Below are 7,871 nucleotides of genomic sequence, written 5' to 3'. Positions count from 1 at the left end.
ACGCTCGGCTGCGCTCGCGCGGGGGGACCCCCATCGCATCGACTCCCTCCTCCGCCTTGCGATGCACGGCACCAGACGCCGCTCGCTGATCCGGCCTGATCGACGAGACGCCCCCTAGCGGTAGACGATGTCCGAGGCGGAGTAGAGGCAGTTGGTGCTGTCCGGGCCGACGCCCACCGCCGTGTTGTTGTTGTACTTCTGGCAGGGGATGACCTTGCGGCTCGCGTCGTTCAGGATCGTGATGTTCCGCAGCGTCGCCACGTCGTTGCGGTTGACGTTGATGCCGACGAGCCGCGCGGTGGTACCGGTCCCGGTCACCTCGATGGTGTTGAGGTTGACCTTGCGGGTGTACTGCGTGGAGCAGTCACCGCAGGACCGGTAGAGCGTCTTGAACTCCTGCACGGCGAAGTTCGAGATGTTCACCGTGCCGCCGCCGTTGTGCTGGAAGACCTTGTCGGCCGCCTTCTTCGCGCCGCCGCCGATCACGTGGTACGTCGCGCCGGTGCCGCCGCGGAAGGTGGCGGCGTCCTCGCCGACGTCCTCCCACCACACGTTCTGCAGCGTGCAGCTGCCCATGCAGTGGATGCCGTCGGCACCCGGCGCGCCGATGATGACGTTCTTCAGCGTGACCCCGTCGGCCAGCTTCAGGATCGGCTGCTGGTCCTCCGACTGGTCGCCTCCGCCGAGGGCGCCGCTGCCGTACAGGCGCTGCATCCCGTAGTCCTTGGAGGCGTTCAGGGTGATGGTGGCGCTCACCGCCTGGCTGCTGGTGGGGGTCGGCCAGGTGGCGGCGCTCGCCGACGGCGCCCCGGTCGTCATGATCATGCCAACCGAGACGCCGAGGGTGGCCAGCGCGCCGGTCAGCGCGCGCCGGCGGCGCGTGCGCGGTGGTGTCACAGATGCCATGTCCCGATTCCTTCTGTGGGGGTGTGGGGTGCTTCCGAGGGAGTTCGCGTACATGAACGTCATACGTCTGACAGAACGCCAGGCGTCTCGGGCGTGACCTTTTCGGCTCCGCGGGGCGCCGATCGGTCACGCTCTTGAACGGACCGTAGAGGGCAAGCGCTTTCTGGTCAACGCCTCGCGCCGAACATATTCCGCCACTCCCGCACGGGGTGAACTGCGGTGCGGCGGCATCCGTGTGACTGGTGTGGGAGCGCTTCCATGACGGCCGTGCGCGTGCCATCATCCTCGGCGTTCCCCTCTGTGCGATGCCCCCGAGCCGCGATCACGAAGGGACGACCACGTGTCCGCCACCCCCGGCAACACCGCGAGGAGACCCCTGCCCTCGGTACTCGTCGCGCTCTACGGAGCGCTGGTGCCGATGCTCGCCGCGCTGCTGCTCGCCGCGCCCCCGGCCGCCGCCCGAGACGAGGCCGCCCGCGAGGAGGCCGCCCCCACGGCGACGCTGACCGAGATCACCGACTTCGGCGCGAACCCCAGCAACCTGGAGATGTACCTGTACGTCCCGGAGAGCGTCACCCCGAACCCGGCGGTCCTCGTGGCCGTCCACTACTGCACCGGCTCGGGACCGGCGATGTACAACGGCACCGAGTACGCCTCGCTCGCCGACCGCTACGGCTTCATCGTCGTCTATCCGTCGGTCACCCGCTCCAGCAAGTGCTTCGACGTCTCCTCACCGCAGGCGCTGCGCCGCGGCGGCGGCAGCGACCCGGTCGGCATCAAGTCGATGGTCGACTGGGTCCTCGGCACCTACGACGCCGACCCGAAGCGGGTCTTCGCCACCGGCATCTCCTCCGGCGCGATGATGACCAACGTCCTGCTGGGCGTGTACCCCGACGTGTTCGCCGCCGGCGCCGCCTTCGCGGGGGTCCCCTTCGGCTGTTTCGCCACCACCGACGGCTCCGAGTGGAACAGCGCCTGCGCGAACGGCACCGTGACCCGCACCCCGCAGCAGTGGGGCGACCTGGTCCGCGGCGCCTACCCCGGCTACACCGGCCCGCGCCCCCGGATGCAGCTCTGGCACGGTACCGAGGACGACGTGCTGCGCTACCCCAACTTCGGCGAGGAGATCAAGCAGTGGACCGACGTCCTGGGCGTCGGCCAGACCCCGGCGTCCACCGACACCCCCGCCACCGGCTGGACCCGCACCCGCTACGGCGCCACCGGTGACCGCGCCCCCGTGGAGGCGATCAGCCTCCAGGGCGTCGGCCACAACCTGTACGCCTACGGCACGATGGGCGCGCGCGTGCTCACCTTCTTCGGCCTGGACGGCCAGGGACCCGCCCCGCAGCCGCAGCCGTCCGGCTGCAAGGTGACGGTGACCACCAGCGCCTGGAACACCGGCCTCACCGCCTCCGTGACGATCACCAACACCGGCAGCACGGCGATCAACGGCTGGAAGCTGGGCTTCGCCCTGCCGGGCGGCCAGACCATCACCAACGGCTGGGGCGCCACGTACGCACCGGCCTCCGGGGCGGTCACCGCGACGAGCGCCGCGTACAACGGCACCCTCGCCCCGGGCGCGAGCGTGAGCATCGGCTACCAGGCGAACCACAGCGGCAACAGCGCGTCCCCGGGCGCCTTCACGCTCAACGGGACGGCCTGCACGACCGCCTGAGCGAGGGGCCGTTCCGAACGACGGGCACCGCAAGTGGCCGGGGCAAAGTCCCCGGCCACTTGCGTTTTCCTCGGCCTCCCGCGGGTGACTAGGAGTTTTCCGGGAACTCGGGGACATGCACAGAGCCGATCGCAGGGAGGCGGGGAGCGTCATGACACGGCTGAAGCCGTCGTCCGTCATCACGGAGCCGGTGCGGTTCACCGGCTCGGCGTTGCGCCGGATGCCCGGCATGGACAAGGTGAGCAAGGCCGCCGAGGGCACCCTGGACGCGGTCGGGGTCGTCTCCCCGCGCGGGCGCCGGATCGCGGTCTACACGGGAGCCGGGCTGCTCGGCGCCGCGGGCGTCGTCGAATGGCCCGTGGCGATCGCCGGAGCGGCCGTGGCCTGGCTGACCCAGCCGAGGCCCGGACCGGAGCAGCCGGAAGGGAAGCAGGGCGCCGGGCAGGCGTCGCCGGCCGAAGGCGCGCAGGCCAGGGCGACGGCCAGTGCCGCCTCCCGCACGGCGGCGTCCGGCGGCAGTACGGCGTCCATGGCGACGGGCCGGAACACGGGCGAGTCGCCTTCCGGTGGCGGTACCGCCGCACCCGCTGCGGCGCCGGGCACCCGCCCGACGGCGTCCCCGGGCCGCACGACGGTCTCCGGCGCCCGGACGAAGACGGTGCACGGGACCGGCACGACGACCATCAAGGCGGCGACCGCCCACCGGCGCACGGCGGCCCGGCGGCACACCGCGACCACGAACTGAGACCAGAACTCGTCAATCGGCAGCAAACGCAACAAACTGACATAAGAGTAAAAATCGAGCTCGAACCGAGGATGTGCGATGGGGTTGCTGACGGGGCCGGTGTCGGCTGTCTCCGGGGCTCTGCTGGCCGGACCCCGGCTGCTGGCGCGCGGAACCGCGCCCGCCGTGGGCATGGCCGCGGCAGCGGCGGCCGGAACGGCGCGGGCGGGAGTCCGTGGCGCGGACTCGGCCGTGCGGGTCGCGCGCGTGGCGCGGACCGCGGTACTGCCCGGGCAGAGGCGCGACTGGCGTTCCGGACGCCGGGCGCACCTCGCCCTGCGGACCGCCGCGACGGACGGCAAGCGTGACGCCCGGGAGGCGGCACACGCCGCCCGCCGGGTCGCCGCCGCTCTCATGGAGCGGCCCGACGTCGCCTACGCGTACTGGGACGGCGGCCTGTCCCGCCTGGTGGTGGCCGCGACCGAGGCCGCCGTCGCCGACTCGGTGCTGGAGAAAGCGTCCGAACTCGCCGAACGGCACGGCCTGGCCCCCGACGACGAGTCCGTGGAGGAGTTCGCCCACCCCGGCGACCCGATCGGGATCCGCACCGCGGTGGCCGCGCTGGGCGTCGACGCGCTCGGCATCGGAGCCGCGATCGCCGCCTCCGCGCTGCGGCTGCCACCCTCGCCCAAGTTCGTCTCGGCGGGCAACACCCTGCTCCGCGAGCACCCCCGGTTCCGCTCCTGGCTGCGCGGCCGGCTGGGCGACTCCCGCGCCGACCTCGTACTGGCCGCCGTCAACGCGGCCGTCCACGGCGCCGGCCAGAACCCCATCGCCCTGGTGCTCGACGGCTCGCTGCGCACCTGCGGACTGGCCGAGACACTGGCCCGCGCCACCGCGTTCGACGCCGTCCACGACCGGCTGTGCGTGCCCGACCGGGACGGCGTGGCCATGGACCGCTTCCCCCGGCCGCCGCTGCGCCGGACCCCGGCCCAGGAGTACGCCGTACACGCCGAGTCCGGCTCCCTCGTCGGCGCCCTGGCGACCCTGCTGGTCAAACACAGCGCCAGTGAGGCCGCCGAGGCGGTCCTCGCCGGTTCCCCGAAGGCCGCCCGCTACGGCCCCGCCGCCTTCCACGCCGCCCTCAGCTGCGCCCTCGCCCGCACCGGCGTCCTGGTCCGCGACCAGCAGCGGCTGCGCCGCCTGGAGACCGCCGGGACGATCTTCCTGCACCCCAGCGCCCTGCTCACCGCGGACGGCGACGCCGACCCGTGGGCCGAGCCGGTCCTCGACGCGGCCCGCCGCGCGAAACTGCGCGTCGTCGTCGGCGACGACCCCGCCCTCACCGACTTCATCGGCCTCGCCGACCACATCGTGCCCGCCGGACGACCGCCCGCCGAGACGGTGGAGCGGCTGCGCCAGGACGACGGCTGTGTGATCACCGTGGCCCGGCCCTCCTCCGCCGACGACACCGACGTGCTGGAGGCGCTGTTCGCCGGGGACCTGGCCGTCGGGCTGGCCGACCGCGACGCGGCCGTCGCCTGGGGCGCCGATGTACTCACCCCGGACGGCCTGTCCGACGTGTGGCGGCTGCTCGTCGCGGTGCCCGCCGCCCGCCGGGTCGGTCGGCGGTCGCAGATCCTCGCCCGGTCCGGCGCCGCCCTGTCCGGGCTGCTCGTGGCCGTCGGCGAGGCCCGGCGGCAGACCAACCCGTGGCTGCCCGGCCTGCGGCACGCACCCGTCGACGCGGCCGCGGCCACGGCCCTGCTCGGCGGGGTGCGCGCGGCCGTCGGCGTGGCGCTGGCGCGCTCCCCGCACCCCCGCCCCCGGGTCGCCTGGCACGCCCTGGACCCCCGCGCCGTGCAGGCCCGGCTGGCCGACCGCCTGGAGGCCGAGGAGACCGCTCTGGAGCAGGCCGTGGACCGGGTGCGCGAGACGGTCACCACCGTCGGCCGCAAGCCGGTCATGGCCCCGGCGCGCTGGACGTTCCAGCTCGCCCGTGCCGTACGCAACGAACTCGACGACCCGCTCACCCCGGTGCTGGCGGTCGGCTCGGCGGCGTCGGCGATCCTCGGCTCCGTCGCGGACGCGCTGCTCGTCGTCGGCGCGCTCGACCTCAACGCCCTGGTCGGCGGCCTGCAACGGCTGCGGGCCGAGCGGGCGCTGTCCGGACTGGTCGCCGAGCAGAAGCAGAAGGCCCGGGTGAGCACCGACGGCGCGGTCGGCGCCCCCGGAAGGCGGCGCGACCGGCGGCGGCAGGGCCCGCGCACCGTGGACGCCGCCCGCCTGGTGCCCGGCGACGTGATCGAACTGAACGCCGACGACGTCGTGCCCGCCGACGCCCGGCTGCTGTGGGAGGACGGCCTGGAGGTCGACGAGTCGGCCCTGACCGGCGAGTCGCTGCCGGTCGACAAGCAGGTGGAGCCCACCCCGAGCGCCGCCGTCGCGGACCGCCGGTGCATGGTCTTCGAGGGCACCACCGTGGTGGCCGGGCACGCGCGGGCCGTCGTCGTGGAGACCGGCGAGCGCACCGAGGCCGCCCGCGCCGTCCACCTCGCCGCCCGCACCCCGGCGGCCGGGGGCGTGCAGGCCCGCCTGCAGGAACTCACCAGCCAGGCCCTGCCCTGGACGATGGCGGGCGGCGCCGCCGTGACCGGGCTGTCGCTGCTGCGCGGCACCCCCATCCGCGAGGCGGTCAGCGGCGGCGTGGCCGTCGCGGTGGCCGCCGTACCCGAGGGCCTGCCCCTGGTGGCGACCGTGGGCCAGCTCGCGGCGGCACGGCGGCTCAGCAGGCGCGGCGTCCTGGTGCGCACCCCGCGCACCCTGGAGGCGCTGGGCCGGATGGACACCATCTGCTTCGACAAGACCGGCACCCTCACCGAGAACAAATTGCGCCTGGTCCGGGTCGCCGAGGCGGACGGCACGGTCCGCAAGCTCGACGAGGCCCGCGACTCCGAGGTGCTGCGGACCGCCGTACGGGCCTGCCCACAGCTCAACGGCGGCGAGAAGGTGGTGCACGCGACCGACGAGGCCGTGCTGGACGCGGCCGGAAGCGACCCCGAGTGGACGCAGACCGAGGCCCGGCCGTTCGAGGCGGGGCGCGGCTACGCGGGCGCGGTCGGGCACGCGGCGGACGGTGTGCGGGTGTTCGAGGTCAAGGGCGCCCCCGAGGTCGTGCTGCCCGCCTGCCGCGATCTGCCCGAGCACGCCGAGGAGACCGCGCACGCGCTGGCCCGCGACGGCCTGCGCGTACTGGCGGTCGCCCGGCGCCGCCTGGCCGACACCGAGAACGACGCCGAGGTCTGCGACGAACCGCCGCACGACCTGGAGTTCGCCGGGCTGCTCGCGCTGGCCGACGTGGCCCGCGAGACCTCCGACGCCCTGGTGCGCGGACTGCGCGCGGCGGGCGTACGGCCCGTGATGCTGACCGGCGACCACCCGCAGACCGCCCGCGCCATCGCGCTCGACCTGGGCTGGCCCGAGGACACCGCCGTCGTCACCGGCGACGACCTGGCCGCCGCGGACCGCGGCGAACGCTCCCGGATGCTCCGCGACGCGGACGTCGTGGCGCGGGTCGCGCCCGAGCAGAAGCTCCAGGTCGTCGAGGCGCTGCGGGACGCCGGCCGGGTGGTCGGCATGGTCGGCGACGGCGCCAACGACGCCGCCGCGATCCGCGCCGCCGACATCGGCGTCGGCATCAGCGCCCGCGGCTCGGCCGCCGCCCGCAACGCCGCCGACCTGGTGCTCACCGACGAAGACATGACCGTGCTGGTGGAGGCGGTCGGCGAGGGCCGCGCCCTGTGGCACAGCGTCGCCGATTCCGTCGCCATCCTGATCGGCGGCAACGCGGGCGAGATCGGCTTCGGCATCCTGGGCACGCTGCTCGCGGGCTCCGCGCCGCTGTCGACGCGGCAGATGCTGCTGGTGAACCTGTTCACCGACCTGTTCCCGGCGATGGCCGTCGCGGTTACCCCGAAGCAGGACCCGGCCGAGACCGGCTCGGGCGGGCCGCTGGGCACCTCGCTGCTGGGCGAGCCGCTGATGCGGCAGATACGGCACCGGGCCCTGACCACGTGCCTGGGCGCGGTCGCCGCCTGGTTGTTCGGCCGCTTCACGCCGGGCACGGCCCGCCGTACGACGACGATGGCCCTGTGCGCGGTGGTCGGCACCCAGCTGGCGCAGACCCTGCTCGACCGGCGTGACAGCCCGCTGGTCCAGGTCACCGCGCTGGGCTCCGCCGCCGCGCTGGTCGCCCTCGTCCAGACCCCGGTCGCCAGCCGCCTGGTCGGCTGCACCCCGCTCGGCCCGCTCGCCTGGGCGGGCGTCGCGGCGGCGATCACCCTCGCGGTGGCGGGGCAGCGGGTCCTGCCGGACCTGGAGCGGACGGTGCAGCGACTGGCCCGCGCGGCGGGTGTGGGGGACGCCGGGCAGCCGGGGAGCGCTGAGCAGACCGAGCGGGTCGAGAAGGCGGAGCGGGCCGGGAAGGGCGAGCAGGTCGACGGCGCGTCGCCGAGGCGGGGCGTGATCGAGGGACGGGTCGTCGAACCGGCCGGTGGCTGAGGTCTC

The 7,871-nt window shown here is 74.6% G+C and carries 4 protein-coding genes; 3 read left to right on the top strand and 1 reads right to left on the bottom strand.

Annotated elements, in window-relative coordinates; genetic code table 11:
• Positions 1-114: 114 nt before the first annotated feature.
• The gene (locus ACIG0D_RS29535) at positions 115-906 is read right to left on the bottom strand and encodes a pectate lyase (protein ID WP_399806784.1); all 792 of its coding nucleotides are present in this window, start codon (positions 904-906) and stop codon (positions 115-117) included.
• 418 nt (positions 907-1,324) lie between these two features.
• Between ACIG0D_RS29535 and ACIG0D_RS29530 the strand changes: the two genes are divergently transcribed.
• From ACIG0D_RS29530 to ACIG0D_RS29520, 3 genes are all read left to right on the top strand, one after another.
• Positions 1,325-2,581 (top strand): PHB depolymerase family esterase, encoded by a 1,257-nt coding sequence (locus ACIG0D_RS29530; protein WP_399806810.1) that lies wholly within the window; start codon positions 1,325-1,327, stop codon positions 2,579-2,581.
• Between the two features lie 151 nt (positions 2,582-2,732).
• On the top strand, positions 2,733-3,326 hold the full coding sequence (locus tag ACIG0D_RS29525; protein WP_399806782.1) for a hypothetical protein: 594 nt from the start codon (positions 2,733-2,735) through the stop codon (positions 3,324-3,326).
• A gap of 78 nt (positions 3,327-3,404) precedes the next feature.
• The gene (locus ACIG0D_RS29520; protein WP_399806780.1) at positions 3,405-7,865 is read left to right on the top strand and encodes an HAD-IC family P-type ATPase; all 4,461 of its coding nucleotides are present in this window, start codon (positions 3,405-3,407) and stop codon (positions 7,863-7,865) included.
• Positions 7,866-7,871 lie beyond the last annotated feature (6 nt).

The sequence above is a fragment of the Streptomyces sp. NPDC052773 genome, assembly GCF_044547145.1.
Lineage (GTDB): Bacteria > Actinomycetota > Actinomycetes > Streptomycetales > Streptomycetaceae > Streptomyces.
This window is presented reverse-complemented; position numbering and strand designations above follow the sequence as displayed.